We start from the raw sequence: 18,196 nt of genomic DNA, 5'->3' as shown, positions 1-18,196 counted from the left end.
ACGCCAGGCGCCTTTTTTTTACGATTCTATTTTACTACTTTACAGAATTCTTTAGCAACTCAATTGCTTTTTGTTGCGCAAGATCATATTTGATATTGTCAACCGAAATCAACTGTTTGATACGATCGATTTCCATACCATAGTTTTCAGCTAGCTTTTTGTATTCAGCTTCAACTTCTTCATCACTGGCTTCAATAGCTTCTGCTTTTACGATCGCTTCCAATACCAGGCTTGTCTTAACGCTCTTTTCAGCTTCCGGTTTCATCATACTGCGAATGTCTTCTTCGCTTTGACCACTGGCTTCCAAATACTGTTTAGCCGTAAATCCAGATTGAACCATCTGGTTTTCGAAGTTACGATACATACGATCGATCTCATTGGCAATCATCACTTCCGGAATTTCTACTTCAGCATCTTCTGTGACTTTGGAAACCAAGGCATCGGTAAACTGATTTTCAGCCTGCTGTTCTTTACGTTTTGTCAGATCTTCTTTTGTGACTTCTTTGTATTTTTCCAGTGTATCCACACCTTCACGTTTTAACTTCTGGATCAGTTCATCGTTAGCTTCCGGCAATTCTTTATATTTGATGTCATGTACAGTACATTTAAATACCGCTTCTTTTCCGGCTAGATCTTTGGCACCATATTCTTCCGGGAAAGTTACGACAACATCTTTTTCTTCTCCGCTTTTTACGCCAACTAACTGTTCTTCAAAACCTGGAATGAATGCTCCTGAACCCAATTCCAAAGGATAGTTTTCGGCAGAACCGCCATCAAATGGAACACCATCGATGCTTCCGGCATAATCGATCGTTACCTGGTCCCCGTTTTCGGCAGCCTGATCTTCTTCACGAAGTACCCAGTCCGCATAACGATTCTGAATACGTTTTACTTCTTCTTCGATATCTTCATCCGTTACACTTACTTCTTCTTTGTGGATGTCTAAACCTTTGTATTCTTTTAAAGTGACTTCCGGCATAACGATACAGTTAAATACCAAAGTTACTTTTTCATCATTGGCTTCTTTCACTTCTAAAGTTGGGCGGGCAACCAATTCCAATTTATTTTCTTCGATTCCTTTAGCCAAAGCTTCGTTTGCGACTTCTTCTGCAGCATATTCATAAACCATCTGTGATGGAATCTGTTTACGAATCAAAGCTTCCGGAACATGTCCTTTACGGAATCCTTTTAAGTTCACTTGTTTTTTCAGGTTGTTGAAAACTTTCTTCTGTGCTTTTGTCCAGATGTCACCATCCACTTCTACTTCCAGCACACCATTTGCATGTTCGTTCAATGTCCATTTTGTAATCATTTGAATTCTCCTCTTCTTTCAATCCATAAGATCGTGTCTTGAACTTTTGTCAAATCTTTCTTTTCTGTAAAATCTTCCAATTCATCATCACGCATCAAAGCCGCATAAACTAAACGAACAATGGCTTTGGCAATCGGCAAAGCTTCTTCTTCACTTAGATCAAAAGGCCGCCTGATAAGGATCTCCTGATGAAGCAAGGTCATACAGAAATTTAGAAAAGCGGGATCGTCATCTGAAAACCAGGCATCCAATATTGCCCGTACCTCTAATACAACCGGATCAATTTCTTCTGAAAGAATCGAACTGGGAATAAAGGTAATGTCCAATCCATTTTTTTCTATTTTGAAAGGTGTATCAATTTTTTGTTCCATCAAATATTCAATCAATTCACCTTTGCTTTCATCGAGAAGTTCAGCATTCAATAGATCTTGCACTTCCCTGGTATATTGCCGTAAGTTTAGATCCTTCATAAAAGGAATGACCTGCTCCTGTTTGGAAGGATCTTCATAGATCCATGAAAGGATCGTATCCATCCCTAAAGTATGTTCTTTTCGGATATGCGGTAAGCACTCCTGCTGATACGATTCCAGGATGGCCAGACAATCCTGCGGCACATACGGAAGTGATATCTCCTGATGAATTAAATCGTACGCTTCCTGATACGCTTTTCCATCGATCTTCTTTTGTATTTCGGCAATCAAAGACTGATAATAGGAATTCATCGTACCTCCTAGCGAAACATATAAAGTTTACCATAACTGTAAACAAGAATCAATGAATGCCCCTTTGCGAAAGCAAGGATTTTCAAGGTTTTTATAGCCGATCCATGCTATACTGTTAAAAAGGAAAGGAGAGTTATGAAATACAGATACGGTATTCCCTTACTTCTTGGTATCCTGGCCTGTCTTTGCCCCCTGCAAATCTATGCCGATGATACCTTGGTCATTGATGATTATATCAACGATCATGCCAATATCGTAGATGAAAATACGGAAGAAGATTTAAATAAGCTTGGATACCGGCTGGAACAAGAAACCGGTGCACAGGTTGTCTTTATCACAGAAGATACCCTGCATGATCAAGATATACGGCAGGTTGCCTATCAAACATTTAAAAAGTATCAGCTGGGTGATAAGGATAAAGATAATGGTATTTTGTTTATCGTAAGCATCGAAGATAAGCTTCGCTATATGGAAGTAGGCCGTGGCTTGGAAGATGTGATCACCGATATCAAAAGTCAGCATCTGCAAACGGATTATCTGGTTCCTTACTTTCAAAAGGAAGACTATTCGACCGGCATTAAAGAGCTTTATACGCAAACCGTTCAAGTCATCGAGGATCATCAAACCGGAACACCGGTTGAAGAAACCGAAGAGGAAGATGGTATCGAATGGATCATGCTGCTGCCGATCTTTGCAATCTTACTAGGTGCCATCTATTTATCTACACAAAGAAAGACAAGATCCGGTGCTACCTTATATATGGTTCCCGGGCAGAAAACGACCTTAAACATCAAAGGTTATGATTTTGAATCCGAAAGCATTCTGGTTTCCAGTCAGGATCCCAGCGTTGTCAGCGTACAACCTAACGGTGAAATTCAAGCCCATAAAACCGGAAAAACAAAGATCTTTCTTCAAAAGACCGGTTCTCTACAAAAAGATTATGTGTTGATCATTGTTTCCCGTAAAGATCATTCTTCTCGAAACAATGAAGATGAGCTTTTAGAAGCCCTGCTTTGGGGCAGTATCTTATCCGGTTCCAGACGAAGACATTATGGAGGCGGCTTTGGTAACGGCTTGGGATCCGGTGGTTTTGGCGGATTCTCCGGAGGCGGCGGTGGTTCAAGCCGTGGTGGTGGAGCCGGCGGAAGCTGGTAAAATATAGAAATGAGGTTATCATGAATACAAAGAAAAAAATCCCCGGATGGGGCATCGTACTAATCGTAATTGGTGTGGTTGTCGTACTGGCTGGTGCTTTATTGATCGGTCCTTACAATAATATGGTGACACTAGAAGAAAATGTGACAACCAGACAGGCAAATATTCAAAGCTCCCTACAATCTCGTTTGGATAAGATCAACGAGCTGATGCCAAGTGTACAAGGTGCCATGGATCATGAAAGCGAAGTCTATCAGGAGATTGCCGCACTGCGCAGCGGAACAAAGGGTATTTCCGTAGATAAAGACGGAAATATGACCATCGATTCCAGTGCTTCGACATCCGATCTGGAAAGTGCAGATGCCGCCAGTTCACAAATCATTCGTGACATTCACATTGCCATGGAAGCCTATCCAGAACTTGGAAGTACACAACTCATGTCCGATTTTATGACCAGTGTAGAAGGTATTGAAAATCGATTAAGTGTAGCTCGTGAAGAATACAACGAAGCGGTTCAAGAGTACAATACAACAATTCGAAAATTCCCAAATAATATCATTTCCGGCATGATGGGCTTTCATACGATGGATAAATATCAGGCATCCCAAGAGGCACAAAGCGCACCGGAAGTCAATTTTGATTAAAGAAAAGACTGCTTATCTTGCACAAGCAGTCTTTTCTTCACTCTAAAATCTTGAATTTAATTATATGCAAACACAGTCTTCTTTTTATGCTTTCCATGCTTTTGCCATATTCTCTTCAACTATAAAGAAAGGAGCCGGTCCACAATTCAACAAGATTGTATGAAACTCTTTTTCATTATAATCGGACTTTAACGTATTTTTAGCTCTTTCTTTTAAATCCATGATTTGTTCATAGCCCGTATAATATGGTTCAAAGGCACAAGGTGTATATAACAGCTGGTTGTATTGTTTCTCATCAATCGTAATGCCATAGTTTTCTTCGATCTCTTTCTGACATTTTTCCTGATCCCAATTGTAATAATGAATTCCGATATCAGCCAAGACCAATGCATCATAAATCACCAACATATATTCACTATAGGCTTTTAATTGTTTTGGCTTGATGCCTTTTAAATAGCGCAGGCTGTAGTGCTGTGCATACGTCGCATAGCCTTCCTGATAAGCGCTGCTGGCCAGAATAGACCAACGAAGTGGTTCACTGATATGTTCCTGTGCGTAGTTATATTGATACATATGTCCCGGCATACCTTCATGAGCAACCGTCATATACGTATCAATGGCTTTCATATTGTTGTTATTGGGATTGACACGCAGCTGTCCTTTTAGATCCCCATCGATCTCCGGAATTTGAAAATAAGCAGCCACTCCATTATCGCTGGCAACATCTTCTTCCATATCTTTGATTTCATACTCTAATGATTCCACCTTTGGAAAATCATCAAACATCTGATCTTGAATATCATCTAACATCTGCTCATAGCCTGTATAATTCGTAGATGTAAAAAGAAAGCTCATGTCTGAATCGGCATTTTCAATAAATGTCTGTAAATGCTCTTTACAAGCCGTATCCATCAAATCTTCCACTTCGATCACTTCCATATCAGAGCCTGTGTTATTCTTCATCAACAGTGAATAATATTCTTTTCCAACATCAAAGGAAGCAAGACCATTTGGATGATTATTACCGTTTTGTTTGAGATCCAGCATTGCAGCTTTGATTAACTCATAAGCCTTTAAATAAGAATCGGAAAATGCCTGTTCCAGCTCTTGTTTATAAGCTTTTGTTTGATCACTATTCAAATCCAATGCATCAACTTGATCCTGTAATCCTTTTAAAACCGAACTCTCTACGCCCTTATCCAAAATCTTTTCACAATATGATAAGATCGAATCAAAATCTAAACACAGATATCCCTTTTCATTTTGAATGTATGTATAATCTATAGCACTTTGTGTATAATCATCCACATCCTGGATCATCAAAATCAAATCTTTTAACTCCTGCTCACTATCAAAAGTCCAGTCCGCAAAGATAGTAGGAAATGATACATGAATTCCGGTCATCGGTGAAAATGCCGAAGCAATATAGTCAAATTTAGGATCACTAAGTTCTTTTGAACATTCCATATTATAAGTAAAGATATCATAGGTATCTTGTTGTTGATCGGTTAACTGTTCATAATCAAATGCCTGCAGCTGATCAAGCGTTTCCTGAATCTCTTTTCGATTTTCCTCCATACTTTCCGCATCCATACGACCAAATGTCTTTTCTACGCTTGCACTATCAATATCATAGGTCTCAGGATCTTTTAAATATGAATGAAGTGTATAATAATCCGATTCCAGTGTTTCCACCAACTGATCTTTTAGGAAGTCATTAAATTCTTCCTGGTATTCCGTCAATTCTTCTTCCGGTTCTTCTTTATAAGCTGTCTTATTTGATGATGAACAACCACTCAACAACACGACAAAACAAAGTAATAAAACTCCAATCTTTTTTGGCATATTTTTATTATCCTTTCTGATTCAAGTGTATCAGAAATCCTATGACTTCTCTACAATGTATAAGAAAAGCCTGGCCAAATCACAACAATTCAGCCAGGCTTTAGTTTACATGTATTTCAATTTTAGTATGAAATAAATTCAAAATTTTTACTAGGTTTTTGTATGAATAACTATGCACTCTATACTGATTTAACTTCCTTATTCAAAAAAAAGTTAATTGAATAGTATGTTTTCTAATAATTTATGTATTTCAGCAAGACATAAGATAGCACTATTTTATATCTCTGATATTATGCTTTGTATCTCCTTTTCAAATGCAGTACCTTTTAATTCTTCAAGTGCCAAATTAAAATACCTATCCATATTCTTAGTATCATGTAAATAGCTGTATTGAAGCCCAAGTAGATATTGTAAGACACTTATACGATATTTTATTGCTCCATTTGATAAATTAGCACTAGATTTCAACTGTTCTTCTATCATTTTTAAAATTTCATTAACATAAGTAGCTTTTTTCTCTACAATAATGTCATATAGCATTTCCTTATTTTTAAGTTCGTTTTTCGAAATTTGGTTTTTCTTCAGTTCATCCAATACTTCTCGAGTATGCTTTCTATCTTTTTTAGACAAATAGTAATTAAATGCTTTATTTAAAACTGACAAAGATTGCTTTTGGTTTAATTGCATCTCATTTATTAAAAGATGAAATTGTTGATCAATATGTTTTGAATCATCATTTATTAAATAACCATTTAATCTTAAAAATTCTCTATTAAAAGGTCTAAAGAGTAATTTACATAAAATAGAATCAAGTAATAGATTCAGTTCGTCTATTTTCTTCTGTTCAAGATTTAAAAACAACTTTTGATAATAAATTCTTCTTAAAACAAAAGGCAATATAAAACTTAAAAATAGAGTAATAGCAATTAAAACTATAATAGGTGTGCTCATACAAAATTCCTTTCTATAAATGCATTGGTCAGTCTAAAACCATAACTTCCTGAATTGCATCTGCCATAGATGTCAGAATAACACAACAGGATGCAGCCCCTGCATCAATATGCCCTCTACTACGCTCTCCTAATCTAGAAGCTCTACCAACTTTTGCAACCATAAGTTTAGTACTCTCTTTTCCTTTTATAGCAGCTACACTCATAGCAGTTAAACATTCAGTAAAACTATTACCATTTTCCAATGCTTTTTTAAATGCTTCTGTTGCCGGACATAATGTATCTAAAAGAGTTTTGTCTCCAACTTTTGCCCCGCCCAAATCCATTAAGCCTGTTACTGCGTTATGTAACGCCGATAAAAATAATTCCGCCGTGATAATATTTTCTCTTTTAATTGTCCGATATATTTTTGTAAACAAGGTTCCATAAATAGGGCCCATACTACCGCCAATTTCTTCCATTAATACTTTTCGTAAAATATTTAAACCTTCCGAAAATGACATATTTGTCTGTATTCTCTCTTTAGCTAAAGAAAATCCCTTATTCATATTTACACCATGATCGCCATCCCCGGCAGCGCCATCCAACTCACTTAAATACTTTTCATTTTGATGAATGTTATCTGAGATTTCTAAAATAATACCTGCATTTTTTTCATTTACTAAATACTCCATACTATGACCTCTTTCTCTTTATCATTTGTCAAAAGAGTTGAGCAATGAATAGCTCAACTCTTTAAATCATTCCATATTTGCGTGTCTATAATCCATTTGGTCCTGTGTTTGATTTAGTTTTTCTTTTAAATCAACAACCATACTGTCATAGATCAACCATGATAACTGCTCAAAAGATGAACCATGTGGTTGTATAGATGGTGCTTTTTGTACTCCGGTTCCCTCTACTCGTGAAGAAATACCAGGTATCTGAATATATGCATCAGCTATAGAGCCAATCTCACTGTCAGGATGAATAGTAATCGTTGCAAGCTTAGCTCCTTCTCGTTTTGCCTTTTTTGCATTTGTAACAAGACTTTCTGTTTTGCCTGATCCAGAACCAATAACTAGTAAATCACCTTCTCTAATAGATGGACAAGTTGGCTCTCCAACAAAGTGAACATCTAATCCTAAATGCATTAATCGATTTGAAAATGCTCTAGCGGCAAATCCAGATCTTCCTGCTCCAGCAATAAATACTCTTTTTGCATTTATAATTAAATTCTCAACATCTTCGACATGTTGTTGACTCACTTGTGCGGCATCTTGAGCTAATTCATCTACAATTGCTTTTAAATTTTTACAAGGTTCCATTATGCTTTCTCCATAGCCGTTTTAATTAAACGAGCTTCTTCCACAGGATCTTCTGCATGTCCAATGGCACTACCTACAATAATAATATCTGGATTAAGTGCCACATATTGATCAATTGTTTTACTATTAATTCCTCCAGCAACTGCAATCTTTGTATGTTTGGCAACACTAGTCATTACCTTTAAATCTTCCAAAGGTGTTCTTCCTGCCGCTTGTTGATCGGCACCTGTATGAACCGCCAATACATCTACCCCTAATTCTTCACATTCTTTAACACGTTCTGCAAGATTCGTAATATCTACAAAATCCACTACAACTTGTTTTTTATATTCGTCTCGCGCTTTTAAACAACTCTTAATAGTTAAATTCTCTGTTGCGGCTAAAACTGTAACATATTCTGCACCTGCATCATAAGCCAGTTTGGATTCCAAATATCCACCATCCATGATTTTTTCATCAGATAGTATTTCTTTGTCTGGGAATTCTTCTTTAAAACGACGCACGGCTTGCATACCATAGCCAATCACAAATGGTGTGCCAATTTCGATAATATCAACATATTTTTCTACTTTGTGCGCCAACACTAATGCTTCATCCATCTGAAATTCATCTAATGCTAATTGTAGTTTCATAAAAATCTCCTCTGTTAATACGTTTCCAATCCGGAAGGCTCTGCTTCCAGTTCCATAAGTTCTTTAATTTCGTCATCTAATTCCACTATCGTTAATGAAACTCCATTCATATTTAGAGATGTAGCGAAATCTCCAATAAATGTTTTCCAAATACTGTGACCTTCTTCAATCAAAGTTTTCTCAACTTGATTATAAATAATATAACTTTCCATTTTTGGTGTAGCACCAAAGCCAGAAATCATAACAGCCAACTCTTTAGATTCACCAAAATCAAAGTCTTCCAAGATAGCTTTTGTCATCTCTACTGCTATTTCATTTGCACTCTTAATCTTTTCTTTTCGAATTCCGGCTTCTCCATGATGACCTATTCCAAACTCCATTTTACCATCCTCTATAATGAAATTTGGTTTGCCCACTGCAGGAATAATCAATGGTTCTAATCCCACACAGATACTTCTTGTCTTGTCAGCAACATTCTGAGCCGAATAAATAACATCGTCCAACGAACCACCACTAGCAGCTTTGGCTCCACCTACTTTCCACATAAAGAATCCGCCTGCCAAACCATGTCTTTTTTCTTTATTTTCTTTTGGGCTGGAAGCAATATCATCTTTTGCAAGAACATACTTCACTTCAATATCATCGTCTTCTGCTTCCTCAATAGCCATCTTTACATTCATGGTATCCCCGGCATAGTTACCAAATAGCACAGCTACTCCAGCACCATTATCTGCTTCTTTAATAGCTTGATGAAATTGCGAAACCGTAGGAGAAGAGAAGACTTCCCCAACAGCTACAGCATCCAGCATGTTCTTTCCAACATAGCCAAGAAAAGCTGGTTCGTGTCCGCTACCGCCACCACTAACAACGCCTACCTTCCCTGGCACTTTTTCCTTAAGTGAAATAACGCGATGATTCTCATCTGAAAGTTTAACTGTTTTATGAGTCTTTACATATCCTTGAAGCATATCATCTACAACTTGATTCGGATCATTTATAAATCGTTGCATATGTTACCTCCTAAAAAATCCATTCTCCTTGTTTAATTCTGTTATAATACCCAAGAATGTCATTAAACATTTTTGTTCCACTTTGAATTCCAGTAACTATAGATATAGTTTCTTCAATTCCTTTAGAGTTAATAAGCTCTTGAATTTTAACACTCTCGGCATCTGTTTTAATATCAAAGGCAAAACCAGCCGCTAACCCTTGTAATATCCGATGATTGTCCAATCCGGCCTTTTCACATCCAACTGCTGGTGCCATCAATCTTTCTCCAGCCTGCATTTTTCTCATTGGAGATCGGCAAACTCTTGATATAGGATCCTCAATCCCCGGTAAAGAAAAGCGGTTCAACGCAAATTCAATATAATTGTCTATTTGCTGTTCTGTAAAATCATATTTGCTACAAACATACATTCCACTTTCCTTCATTTGTTCCCTTACAATTTGTTTAAGGTTAGAATTATAGAATACATTTTGAATAATTTCATAGCCTTTAAGATATCCTAGAAACCCTGCAAATACATGTCCTCCATTGATAATGTATAGTTTTCGCTCAATATATTTAATCAATGTATCGGTAAAATCTGCCCCTTTAATAGGGCTTTCATTTGGATCAACTAATTGTGTTTTATCAACAGCTAATTCAAAATCAACACCAATGTCTACTGATTTTTTACCATCTTCAAATCTTGGTAAAACCAAACGATCTACTTCTGTATCTGCAAATGCAGCTACTTCATCAAGATGGCATGCAAAATCCGGATCAATATCTTCTAATGCTTTCTTTAGAATATGTGTATTCCCCACTGCATTTTCACAGGCTAATACATTTATTCGATTTCGTTTGTTACTATATCTTCTTTTTAATCCGGCTAGTAAAACCGGAGCAATTTTAATAAGGTTATTTGTCAAAACTGATGTTGTAATAATATATGCATCGTCAATTTCTTCTATTGCCTTATCAAAATCATTAACTGAAGAAACAGCACTGCAATTATCAATCACTTTCTTTTCATAATCTTTCTCGACGATATTTAAGCAGTAACCATTTGACTCATTAATTTGATCAATGATTTTTGTATCGACGTCTATAAATACAACATGATAGCCTGTATCATGGAGTAAATCACCAATAAAACCTAAGCCAATATTTCCGGCTCCAAAATGAACAGCCTTTTTATTACAATAATCCAATGAAAGCCCCTCCAATTGAAATCACTAAAATTAAAATTACAATTTGAATCATGTTTTGGTTCTTATGCGTCAACCACCAATAAATTCCTAACACTGCAAGCAGTGGTAATAAACCTGGAATAATACCATCGAAAATACTCTGCAATACAAATGGAGCATTATCCCCAGCTCCAAAATGAAATTCTAGAGGTGTTGACAATTTTACATAAGTTGAAGAAAGTGCACCCATCATGAATAAACCAAGTGTGCTGGCCGAAATTAGCAAATCATTAATTTTTCCAGAGCTTAAAAGATTAGTAACTGATTTACGCCCCTCCTTATATCCTGTAACCGATAATTTGCATCCAATAATCATCTGAATAATTGGAAGCAACAATAATACGAAACATCCAATTGGACTTCCTGTAGCTGATAATGAAGCAGCTAACGAGAAGATAATGGGTTTAAATGTAGCCCAATCTAAAGAATCACCAATTCCAGCCATAGGTCCCATTAAACCTGACTTAACCGCTGTAATTGTATCTTCTTCAATCGGTGCTCCATTTGCCCTTTGTTCTTCTAATGCAATCACGATACCATTAATAACTGATCCAAACACAGCTTCAGTATTATAGAAAAGTAGATGTCGTTCTAAGGCAGCCGCCATTTCTTCTTTCTTTGGATACAGTTTTTTAAAAATAGGAATCAGTGAATTTGTAAAACCCAAAGCTTGTAAACGTTCCCATGAAATACCTGTTTCCGCGAATAAATAATACTGAATCCAAGAATTTCGAACATCCTTTTCTGTAATTTTAGATACACTGTTTACTGTTTCAGCCATAATTACTGACCTACCTTTCCAAAGATTTTTCCTGAACGATATCCATTAATTAGCAAAATAGCACATACACCAAAAACTGCTGCTCCAATAACTGGAATACCACTAAATTGAATCAAGAAGTATCCGATAAAGAACCAAGGAAGCAATTCTTTTTTACCAATGACAAACATAGTTAATGCAAATCCAAGTGCTGGTAACAACCCACCAGCAACATTAAATCCATTAATAATCCATTGTGGAATACTATTCATAAATGCTGTAACAGCATCAGCTCCATACATATTAGCTAAAAATGGGATTGGAAAACGCATCACAAAACTTAACAACAGAGGATACAAGAAATTACATAAATTGACTTGTCTATAATTTCCATCTGCTGCGTATTTATCGGCCATATGTACAAAAACAATATTTACAGTTTTACGTAGCTGATCAATAAAAACTCCCATAATACCAACAGGAACAGCAATTAAGGAAATAGCAGTTGTTACGTCCATTCCTGTTTGCAGTGCAATTGGAATACTTACCAAACCTGCTAAACAGTCATCTGCAGGTAAATTTGATCCCGCAGCTACTAAACCAATATACATGATCTGAACAGCGGCTCCAATTGTAACGGCTTCTGTTACATTCCCCATAATAATTCCAATTAGCAGAGAAGCAAATAAAGGTTGACGTATTGCATGTGTCCATCCATAACCAATATCAGTCTTCATGATCCAATAATAAATACCAGTAAAAATCGCTACACCCATCATATTTTTAACCTTCTACTTTCTTTTTAGCCTGACTTAATGTGACTTTCTTTTCCTCCGGAGTAACCTGGAATGTAACTTCCGCACCTTTAGAAGCAATCTCTTCTAGTTTTGCTATATCCTTTAAATCTACAGAAATTCCCTTAACAACAGATGTTCGTCCATTCCCACTGCCTAAACCACCAATTTGGACTTGTTTGAAATTAATCCCTTTTGACACAACTTCAGAACAATCTTCTATACTCTTAAATAATAAGAATGTTGCTACTTCATCATATTCTCCAGCCTTAGCATTTTGAACAAAGGTTTCCTTGGTAACTGTTTTTACTTCCATATTGGATGGAGCAGCCATTGCATAAATACCAGCCATAAATTCATCATTCGCCAATGCATCATTTACGATAACAATTTGGTTAATTGAGACGATGTGGCTCCACTTTGTGATGACTTGTCCATGTATTAATCGATAGTCAATTCTACAAAATTTAATACCTTCTAACATTATTATCTCCTTTCCATCATTAGTTTTTTAATATCAATAACACTCTCTTTTCCAGTTTGTATTATTTTTTGGTTCAGATTATAGTTTCCTTGCATTCTAGTCATTTCTGCTTCAATCAACATTGGTAAATTCAAGCCACATATAATTGAATATTCCTTTTCAAATGCAAACATTGCAGCAGTATTCGATGGTGTTCCTCCAAATAAATCCGTCATTATAATTGTATTAGTCGGAGCATCTTTCAATAACTCTGCCAATTTATCTTTCAATTCTAATGGATCCATACCTTCTATCAAAGATATGCAATAAGTGTCCTCCAATGGTCCCATAATCATTTCAGCACTATTTTTCAATTCTTCTCCAAAACGGCCATGAGTTACCAGTACAAACCAAGGCTTACAATCCATCATATTTCTATCCTCTAGACTTTCCGCCTGTTACGTTTACAGTAGTTCCTGTAATATAGGATGCATGGTCAGAAACTAGATATGTAACCAAGTCCGCAATTTCATCTAATTTACCTTTTCTTCCTAAAGGAATAACTTTGGCATAATCTGTTCCAATTTGTTCTTTTTTTATTCCTCTTGTGTATGCTAATTCATCCATGTGCGTCCCAGCTCCCATAGGTGTTGGCTCATTAATTCCTGGTGAAACTCCAACTACACGAATGTTATATTGCCCTAATTCTTTAGCCCAAGATAATGTAAATGAATTTAATGCTCCTTTACTTGCTGCATATATACTTTGTCCTTTTGATCCTTCCATACCAGCTTCAGAAGTAATATTTACGATAACTCCACTCTTTTGTTTCACCATTACTTTGGCTACTGCTTGAGTCGTTAAAAACACTCCTTTTGCATTAACACCTAATATAAAGTCAAAATCATCAGCATTATATTCATGTACAGGATCCCCATTGTAATAATCAACCAACAACTTAACTCGAGTCACAGCTGCATCATTGACTAATGCATCTATACGGCCAAATTTTTCTAATGTCTTATCTATCATATTTTGAATCTCAGTTGGCTCTAAAACATTACCTTGAACCACCAACACATTCTCATTGTCTTCATATAGACTATTTGGATTCAAATCATAAATTACAACTTTAGCGCCGTTCACAAGTAAATCATTAACAATATGTGTTCCTATGCCTGAGCAACCACCAGTTACAACTACAACTTTTCCATCCATCTTGATCCATTGATCCATCATATACCTCCCTTTTTTTAATAAACTTGCAAGCTTTATTTACACTGAAATTCTAACAAAGCCCAAATCTGTTTTAAATATCGCAAAATAGTAAACGCTTTCATCTTTTATATGATAATTATTAAATCATGTAAAGATTTACACGCAGATATCAATCCAGCTTTCAATTTTTATTTTTTGTAGTTATAATATTTATATTTGTGGGACTTATTAATCTTATTTTTAAATTACTACAAGCGAAAAGTGAGGTCTTTGTTATGTCTATCGCTATTGATAAAAAAATATATGCAAATCTTTCAAGTACTGAAAAAACTATTATTGATTTTATTTTTGAAAATCAAAAAAATATACTCAATATGTCAATCACCAATATTGCTAAAAAAACAAATGTTTCAGCCCCTACTGTATCTAGAACCATTCAAAAATGTGGTTATAATGGTATATCTGAACTAAGATATAAAATTATGACTGAAAATAATATGAACTCTGGTCCTAACCGCGTTGATAACAAAGAATATAATGTCAACAAAGTCATTTATAAGATATATAAAGAATGCAATGATACTTTAAACAATCTCATTATCACAGATATTTTAAAAACAGTAGATTTAATTAGAACATCACGTAGAGTGTTTCTCTGTGCACGTGGTGCTACTGGATTAATAGCAGAAGAGTTTTTAAAATATCTTTTATGGATGGGTATTGATGCTATTTTAGCAACTGATTCACTATGGCTAAAACATATAGAAAATATGGCCACTAAAAATGATTTAATCATCATTCTTACTGTTACCGGAGATAATGAATCTTTAGTACAAGCTGCTTTAAAGTCCAATAAGAATTCAATTCCCGTTGTAACATTAACCTGTAATGAAGATTCAAAATTAAAATTTTATTCCGATATTATTTTATTTGGGCATTATGAAAAAATCACTAATTATAGAAGCATGGATAATAACTCCAGACTTCCATTAATGATACTTACCAGAATAATAGCTGAATATATGCAATAGTTTTGACATGATAGTAAAAAAGCCTGATAAAACCATTCGTTTTATCAGGCTATAATAAATACTATTTAGATGTAAGATCAGAATATAATTCTTCTTGATACACTCCGTCTTCAATCAATCTTTTAAAGCTTTGTACCACTTCTTCTTTATCTTCTTTATACGTTACGCCAAACCATCTATCATGGGTTTCTAAGACTTTTACCGTACATTCGTTCTTTCGTAACAAGCCACCAATCAATGTTGGTAATAAATACTCCGCTTTTAATGGATTGTTTTCGACATCTTCTTCAAAGAAAGTGACAAAGTGTTTTTCTAAGACATCCAGAAAAGCAGGATATTGTCCCTCTTTAGCCGGGAAGCCCCAGAAGTTCATCGAGACATAGGAATTAATATCAAGTTCTGCATCCTTTGTTTTGGCCTTTAGAACACCATTTTCTTCCACTTTGATAATATTGGATGTTTCTACTACATCCGCCACATGAGTATGTCCATCTTCTACTTTACAGACACCACGTGTGACCCCACCATTATCGGACAGCGTATTCTTTAAGATAAATCCTGCCATCGCATAGGCTGTATCCTCATGATCAACTATTAACCAGTCATGGAGTTTCTGGAAAGCTTCTTTGCCATAATAGTCATCGGCATTAATGACCGCAAAGGGTTCGTGGATCAGTTCCTTGGCTGCCAGGATAGCCTGTCCGGTGCCCCATGGTTTCGTTCTCCCTTCCGGGAATGTACAACCTTTCGGAATATCGTGAATATCCTGGAAAACATAGTCGATCTCTACATGCATCTTTTGCGCAATAGCTTCAACACGATTGCCGATGCGTTCTTTAAAGTCTTCTTCAATATCTTTTCGAATCACAAAGACAATTTTATTAAAACTGGCTTCTATCGCATCATGAATGGAATAATCCATGATGATCTCATCGTGCAGTCCCACCGGCTCTAATTGTTTGATACCGCCGCCAAATCGACTTCCTATACCGGCTGCCATAATCAATAATGTTGTGTTTCTCATAATTTGTTTCCTTTCCATACCAAACAAGCATAAAAAAAGAATATTGTTCGATCTCATAAAGAGTATAACCAAATATTCATGACTTGAAAAGGTTATTTTTTGGTCAAGCTAAAACTCCAGTAATAGCCACGCTTCTGCATGCGCTTGATATATTTTTCTTCAATCGGTGATTTACCCACCATCTTGGAAATACGAGACGCATAAACGATCAGTGATTCTCGTGTCACTTCATGATGATACATCCGTAATAAATTTAATAGCTCCATATCCGAAATGATCTCTTTTTGATTGGATACCAACATCTGTAAGATCAAGAATTCATGTTCATGTACATTTAATAATTTCTTATCTTTATAAGCCAGTTTCTTTTCAAAATCGATCTTGATATCACCAGATCGTATCGTCCTATTTTCAAACGCTTTAAAGTTTTCAAAATGATCTTCATTCGAACTGGTTCTTTGTTCTTCTCTGGCTTTCACCAGTTTTTGCAGTTCGGTCATACTGATATGATTTTCTATGCAGAAATTCCCAAGCAAATTGATCTTATTCTCCATTGTCTTACTCATACGATACCATCTCCTATTATGATTCCTTTTCCATTGTCTTGATTTGATAGTCCTTGGATACAATCACGGATTCTAAGTATTCAATTCGACTATCTTTTCGTTTTAATTCTGCTATCAAACTTTTCTTATCCAAATCGTTGTATCTTGCCGCATGGATCTTTCGTTTTGCGAATTCATAGTTTTCAATCCCGTCAAAGGAAGTAGGGTCTTTACGATATAAAGCCACCCATTTTTCAATAGTCTTGACTGGCAGATTCAATTCTTTAGATACATCACTTATTCTTTCCTTATCCTCACAAGTACGATGACAAACAATTTTTTTTAAATCATTGGAATATAACTTCATATCACTACTCCCTTCAACTACTTACAAATGGACAATATAAAAAGAAGTTCAGATTGAACTTCGGAAAATAAATTAGTCTTATTGGAAAATTCTTTTATTATCCCTTAAATTATGCTAACTTAAGATCTCTATCTATTAATTATCTAGTATATTTCGATACTTTACCACTTAAATAAGATTTGCATAAATTTTATAATGTTGATAAATTATAAAATAACCAATATTTATTTTGGCTCGTCCTTTGCACATAAAGGGTAACAATCCTTTATTTATCGTGTCTTTTTGATAAAGCATCTCGATATTTCACCCTTTTTGGTGACATTATCGCCATTTTGATGAACTTTAGAACTTTATCATATCGGTCTTTAGGCTCATTCATAATGAACCAAAATAAATTCATCCAGTCTTGCAGATTTTCTCTGTCATAACCTCCATGTGCTCTCATAAATTTTTTAAGTAACATATGGAGATGATTGACTGGATATGATGGATTCTCTTTATCGTTCAGCTGTTTTATTTCATTAGATAAATATACTTCATTTTTTAATCCCAGTTCTTCAACAAGTATGTTATGAGATTTTTCTTCATCATGAACGATTGTCGAACCTTCGGCTATATGTTTTCCATAGGTTCTCATTGTCGAGGTCCTGGATGGTTTTGATGTTCCTGTCACTATGTAGATGGATGCCTTATCATTGCAGGCAACCCCTACTCCTTTTTTGTTCCTGGATATTCCTCGCTGTTCTTTTCCGTCTTTTTTGATCTTGTTCTGTTTGGCTTTTGAAAAATACGTTTCGTCTAAATATACAGTACCATCCAACACTATATCATCTTGGATCCCTTTTAATACTTCAAATACTTTAATAAGCCAGTATTTAACGGTTGTCTCTGAATTCCTGTTGTCATAAGCTGTGGAATGGAGTGAATGAAATTCAAACAAATGCAGAAGATATTCGATCCATTCCGAAATAGGTATTTTCTTTGAATCAAAGATTGTATTTGTTAATGGATTAAATTGATGATGACGTGTCTTACAAAAATAAATCTGAATTCCATCTTTTCTATGCCCATTTTTAGTGAATTCTGAAGAATTGCATAGCCTACAATTTTCTATAGGTAAAGAGTTTATAAATATTATTTCTTCCTTTGACATCGTACGATGTTTGGCATCATACCATTCAGAAACTGT

21 protein-coding genes are annotated in these 18,196 nt (G+C 35.5%); 3 read left to right on the top strand and 18 right to left on the bottom strand.

All coding sequences use genetic code 11. The features are described from left to right. Positions 1-34: 34 nt before the first annotated feature. Both tig and ACTQX6_RS03250 read right to left on the bottom strand, forming a co-directional pair. Complete coding sequence (tig, locus tag ACTQX6_RS03255; RefSeq protein ID WP_294687910.1) at positions 35-1,312, bottom strand: trigger factor; 1,278 nt, start codon at positions 1,310-1,312, stop codon at positions 35-37. Further along, the gene (locus tag ACTQX6_RS03250; protein WP_278909108.1) at positions 1,309-2,034 is read right to left on the bottom strand and encodes a hypothetical protein; all 726 of its coding nucleotides are present in this window, start codon (positions 2,032-2,034) and stop codon (positions 1,309-1,311) included. Before ACTQX6_RS03250 ends, tig begins: the two co-directional genes overlap by 4 nt. Positions 2,035-2,169: 135 nt before the next feature. Here ACTQX6_RS03250 and ACTQX6_RS03245 point away from each other — a divergent pair, with 135 nt between their 5' ends. Together ACTQX6_RS03245 and ACTQX6_RS03240 are read left to right on the top strand one after the other, a co-directional pair. Further along, entirely contained in the window at positions 2,170-3,189 is a 1,020-nt protein-coding gene (locus ACTQX6_RS03245; protein ID WP_294687906.1) for a TPM domain-containing protein, read from the top strand. Between the two features lie 20 nt (positions 3,190-3,209). Beyond that, the gene (locus ACTQX6_RS03240; protein ID WP_117446101.1) at positions 3,210-3,833 is read left to right on the top strand and encodes a LemA family protein; all 624 of its coding nucleotides are present in this window, start codon (positions 3,210-3,212) and stop codon (positions 3,831-3,833) included. Positions 3,834-3,917: 84 nt separating this feature from the next. Here ACTQX6_RS03240 and ACTQX6_RS03235 read toward each other — a convergent pair whose 3' ends face one another. The 12 genes from ACTQX6_RS03235 to ACTQX6_RS03180 all read right to left on the bottom strand — a co-directional run bounded on the left by ACTQX6_RS03235 (position 3,918) and on the right by ACTQX6_RS03180 (position 14,058). After that, positions 3,918-5,678 (bottom strand): DUF885 domain-containing protein, encoded by a 1,761-nt coding sequence (locus tag ACTQX6_RS03235; RefSeq protein WP_294687902.1) that lies wholly within the window; start codon positions 5,676-5,678, stop codon positions 3,918-3,920. Between the two features lie 276 nt (positions 5,679-5,954). Next, positions 5,955-6,629, bottom strand: a complete 675-nt coding sequence (locus ACTQX6_RS03230; protein ID WP_272002752.1) for a hypothetical protein — start codon at positions 6,627-6,629, stop codon at positions 5,955-5,957. Positions 6,630-6,657: 28 nt separating this feature from the next. After that, a complete protein-coding gene (gene dhaL, locus ACTQX6_RS03225; RefSeq protein WP_272002749.1) occupies positions 6,658-7,302 on the bottom strand; it encodes a dihydroxyacetone kinase subunit DhaL in 645 nt (214 codons plus the stop codon). A gap of 66 nt (positions 7,303-7,368) precedes the next feature. Then, positions 7,369-7,935 carry a 6-phospho-3-hexuloisomerase gene (hxlB, locus tag ACTQX6_RS03220; protein WP_168964992.1) on the bottom strand — a complete coding sequence of 189 codons (567 nt, stop codon included), beginning with the start codon at positions 7,933-7,935 and terminating at the stop codon, positions 7,369-7,371. Next, entirely contained in the window at positions 7,935-8,567 is a 633-nt protein-coding gene (gene hxlA / locus ACTQX6_RS03215; RefSeq protein ID WP_168964993.1) for a 3-hexulose-6-phosphate synthase, read from the bottom strand. Before hxlA ends, hxlB begins: the two co-directional genes overlap by 1 nt. Positions 8,568-8,581: 14 nt before the next feature. After that, complete coding sequence (locus ACTQX6_RS03210) at positions 8,582-9,577, bottom strand: dihydroxyacetone kinase subunit DhaK (protein WP_294687895.1); 996 nt, start codon at positions 9,575-9,577, stop codon at positions 8,582-8,584. A 10-nt stretch (positions 9,578-9,587) separates the two neighbouring features. Next, positions 9,588-10,766: a mannitol dehydrogenase gene (locus ACTQX6_RS03205; RefSeq protein WP_168964995.1), complete on the bottom strand. Its 1,179-nt coding sequence runs from the start codon at positions 10,764-10,766 to the stop codon at positions 9,588-9,590. Beyond that, a complete protein-coding gene (locus tag ACTQX6_RS03200; RefSeq protein ID WP_168964996.1) occupies positions 10,753-11,586 on the bottom strand; it encodes a PTS system mannose/fructose/sorbose family transporter subunit IID in 834 nt (277 codons plus the stop codon). The genes ACTQX6_RS03205 and ACTQX6_RS03200 overlap by 14 nt, the downstream gene beginning before the upstream one ends. Positions 11,587-11,588: 2 nt before the next feature. Further along, positions 11,589-12,344 carry a PTS mannose/fructose/sorbose/N-acetylgalactosamine transporter subunit IIC gene (locus ACTQX6_RS03195; protein WP_168964997.1) on the bottom strand — a complete coding sequence of 252 codons (756 nt, stop codon included), beginning with the start codon at positions 12,342-12,344 and terminating at the stop codon, positions 11,589-11,591. A 4-nt stretch (positions 12,345-12,348) separates the two neighbouring features. Continuing rightward, positions 12,349-12,843 carry a PTS system mannose/fructose/N-acetylgalactosamine-transporter subunit IIB gene (locus tag ACTQX6_RS03190; protein ID WP_168964998.1) on the bottom strand — a complete coding sequence of 165 codons (495 nt, stop codon included), beginning with the start codon at positions 12,841-12,843 and terminating at the stop codon, positions 12,349-12,351. A 2-nt stretch (positions 12,844-12,845) separates the two neighbouring features. Then, entirely contained in the window at positions 12,846-13,253 is a 408-nt protein-coding gene (locus ACTQX6_RS03185; RefSeq protein ID WP_304002514.1) for a PTS sugar transporter subunit IIA, read from the bottom strand. Positions 13,254-13,257: 4 nt separating this feature from the next. Next, a complete protein-coding gene (locus ACTQX6_RS03180) occupies positions 13,258-14,058 on the bottom strand; it encodes a sorbitol-6-phosphate dehydrogenase subunit (RefSeq protein ID WP_272002736.1) in 801 nt (266 codons plus the stop codon). Positions 14,059-14,315: 257 nt separating this feature from the next. On the opposite strand from ACTQX6_RS03180, the gene ACTQX6_RS03175 reads away from it, so the two are divergent. Continuing rightward, positions 14,316-15,071, top strand: coding sequence for a MurR/RpiR family transcriptional regulator (locus ACTQX6_RS03175; protein ID WP_168965000.1), 756 nt, complete (start codon positions 14,316-14,318; stop codon positions 15,069-15,071). A gap of 61 nt (positions 15,072-15,132) precedes the next feature. On the opposite strand, the gene ACTQX6_RS03170 is transcribed toward ACTQX6_RS03175, so the two are convergent. The 4 genes from ACTQX6_RS03170 to ACTQX6_RS03155 form a co-directional block, all read right to left on the bottom strand. Continuing rightward, the gene (locus ACTQX6_RS03170) at positions 15,133-16,095 is read right to left on the bottom strand and encodes a sugar phosphate nucleotidyltransferase (RefSeq protein ID WP_304002509.1); all 963 of its coding nucleotides are present in this window, start codon (positions 16,093-16,095) and stop codon (positions 15,133-15,135) included. Positions 16,096-16,187: 92 nt separating this feature from the next. After that, a complete protein-coding gene (locus ACTQX6_RS03165; RefSeq protein ID WP_168965002.1) occupies positions 16,188-16,661 on the bottom strand; it encodes a winged helix-turn-helix domain-containing protein in 474 nt (157 codons plus the stop codon). Between the two features lie 16 nt (positions 16,662-16,677). After that, positions 16,678-17,007 carry a hypothetical protein gene (locus ACTQX6_RS03160; protein ID WP_168965003.1) on the bottom strand — a complete coding sequence of 110 codons (330 nt, stop codon included), beginning with the start codon at positions 17,005-17,007 and terminating at the stop codon, positions 16,678-16,680. 265 nt (positions 17,008-17,272) lie between these two features. Further along, complete coding sequence (locus tag ACTQX6_RS03155) at positions 17,273-18,160, bottom strand: IS1595 family transposase (RefSeq protein ID WP_304002505.1); 888 nt, start codon at positions 18,158-18,160, stop codon at positions 17,273-17,275. Positions 18,161-18,196 lie beyond the last annotated feature (36 nt).

Source organism: Faecalicoccus sp. LCP19S3_E2 (genome assembly GCF_052121255.1).
In the GTDB taxonomy this organism is placed as follows: Bacteria; Bacillota_I; Bacilli_A; order Erysipelotrichales; family Erysipelotrichaceae; genus Faecalicoccus.
Note: the sequence above shows the minus strand (reverse complement) of the source record. Positions and strands in the feature narration are given on the sequence as shown.

Bases quoted from the DNA above. Each gene is read 5' to 3' on its own strand.
- tig (WP_294687910.1), bottom strand. From the start codon at position 1,312: ATGATTACAAAATGGACATTGAACGAACATGCAAATGGTGTGCTGGAA.
- ACTQX6_RS03250 (WP_278909108.1), bottom strand. From the start codon at position 2,034: ATGAATTCCTATTATCAGTCTTTGATTGCCGAAATACAAAAGAAGATC.
- ACTQX6_RS03245 (WP_294687906.1), top strand. From the start codon at position 2,170: ATGAAATACAGATACGGTATTCCCTTACTTCTTGGTATCCTGGCCTGT.
- ACTQX6_RS03240 (WP_117446101.1), top strand. From the start codon at position 3,210: ATGAATACAAAGAAAAAAATCCCCGGATGGGGCATCGTACTAATCGTA.
- ACTQX6_RS03235 (WP_294687902.1), bottom strand. From the start codon at position 5,678: ATGCCAAAAAAGATTGGAGTTTTATTACTTTGTTTTGTCGTGTTGTTG.
- ACTQX6_RS03230 (WP_272002752.1), bottom strand. From the start codon at position 6,629: ATGAGCACACCTATTATAGTTTTAATTGCTATTACTCTATTTTTAAGT.
- dhaL (WP_272002749.1), bottom strand. From the start codon at position 7,302: ATGGAGTATTTAGTAAATGAAAAAAATGCAGGTATTATTTTAGAAATC.
- hxlB (WP_168964992.1), bottom strand. From the start codon at position 7,935: ATGGAACCTTGTAAAAATTTAAAAGCAATTGTAGATGAATTAGCTCAA.
- hxlA (WP_168964993.1), bottom strand. From the start codon at position 8,567: ATGAAACTACAATTAGCATTAGATGAATTTCAGATGGATGAAGCATTA.
- ACTQX6_RS03210 (WP_294687895.1), bottom strand. From the start codon at position 9,577: ATGCAACGATTTATAAATGATCCGAATCAAGTTGTAGATGATATGCTT.
- ACTQX6_RS03200 (WP_168964996.1), bottom strand. From the start codon at position 11,586: ATGGCTGAAACAGTAAACAGTGTATCTAAAATTACAGAAAAGGATGTT.
- ACTQX6_RS03195 (WP_168964997.1), bottom strand. From the start codon at position 12,344: ATGATGGGTGTAGCGATTTTTACTGGTATTTATTATTGGATCATGAAG.
- ACTQX6_RS03190 (WP_168964998.1), bottom strand. From the start codon at position 12,843: ATGTTAGAAGGTATTAAATTTTGTAGAATTGACTATCGATTAATACAT.
- ACTQX6_RS03185 (WP_304002514.1), bottom strand. From the start codon at position 13,253: ATGATGGATTGTAAGCCTTGGTTTGTACTGGTAACTCATGGCCGTTTT.
- ACTQX6_RS03180 (WP_272002736.1), bottom strand. From the start codon at position 14,058: ATGGATCAATGGATCAAGATGGATGGAAAAGTTGTAGTTGTAACTGGT.
- ACTQX6_RS03175 (WP_168965000.1), top strand. From the start codon at position 14,316: ATGTCTATCGCTATTGATAAAAAAATATATGCAAATCTTTCAAGTACT.
- ACTQX6_RS03170 (WP_304002509.1), bottom strand. From the start codon at position 16,095: ATGAGAAACACAACATTATTGATTATGGCAGCCGGTATAGGAAGTCGA.
- ACTQX6_RS03165 (WP_168965002.1), bottom strand. From the start codon at position 16,661: ATGAGTAAGACAATGGAGAATAAGATCAATTTGCTTGGGAATTTCTGC.
- ACTQX6_RS03160 (WP_168965003.1), bottom strand. From the start codon at position 17,007: ATGAAGTTATATTCCAATGATTTAAAAAAAATTGTTTGTCATCGTACT.
- ACTQX6_RS03155 (WP_304002505.1), bottom strand. From the start codon at position 18,160: ATGTCAAAGGAAGAAATAATATTTATAAACTCTTTACCTATAGAAAAT.